Below are 890 nucleotides of genomic sequence, written 5' to 3'. Positions count from 1 at the left end.
CTGCTCGAAGGCCTGGCCCGCATGCAGACCGCGTTGACCGATACCGTGCGCCGCGTGCGCACGGGCTCCGAGTCGATCGGCGCAGCCACCAAACAGATTGCCGCCGGCAATGCCGACCTGTCGCAGCGCACGGAAGAGCAGGCCAGCTCGCTGGAAGAAACCGCGTCGAGCATGGAAGAGCTGACGAGCATCGTGCGTCAGAACGCCGACAACGCGCGCCAGGCCAGTACGCTGGCGGGCAACGCATCGGACATCGCCGTGAAGGGCGGCGAAGTGGTCGGCCGGGTGGTGGACACCATGGCGGGCATCAACGACAGCAGCAAGAAGATTGCGGACATCATCGGCGTGATCGAAGGCATTGCGTTCCAGACCAACATCCTGGCGCTGAATGCCGCGGTGGAAGCCGCGCGCGCCGGCGAGCAGGGCCGCGGCTTTGCCGTGGTGGCCAGCGAGGTGCGCAACCTGGCGCAGCGTAGCGCCGCAGCCGCGAAGGAAATCAAGGAAATGATCGAGGCGTCGCTCTCCAAGGTGGAGACCGGCAGCGCGCTGGCCGAACGTGCGGGCAGCACGATGGAGGACATCGTGTCGTCCATTCGCCGCGTGACCGACATCATGGGCGAGATCAGCGCGGGCTCGGCCGAGCAAAGCACCGGTATCGAGCAGATCAACGAAGCCGTCACGCAGATGGACGACGTGACGCAGCAGAACGCCGCGCTGGTCGAACAGGCGGCCGCTGCCGCGCAGTCGCTGGAAGAACAGGCGCAGAACCTCACGCAGGTGGTGTCGCAGTTCCGGCTGGATGGTGCCGAGACCGCCGCTGTAGCCGTGCAGAAGCCGGAGAAGGTTGCCAAGCCTGCGGCCAAGGCTCCTGCCAAGCCGGTCAGCGCAGC

1 protein-coding gene is annotated in these 890 nt (G+C 66.7%); it reads left to right on the top strand.

Going from position 1 to position 890, the window contains the following annotated elements:
* Positions 1–890: methyl-accepting chemotaxis protein (locus tag D1614_RS27890; RefSeq protein WP_241558158.1), on the top strand; the 890-nt coding region annotated here is incomplete at both ends.

The organism is Maribellus luteus (assembly GCF_003576475.1).
In the GTDB taxonomy this organism is placed as follows: Bacteria; Bacteroidota; Bacteroidia; order Bacteroidales; family Prolixibacteraceae; genus Draconibacterium; species Draconibacterium luteum.
The sequence above is the reverse complement of the archived record's forward strand: the minus strand, read 5'-3'. Positions and strand labels throughout refer to the sequence as shown.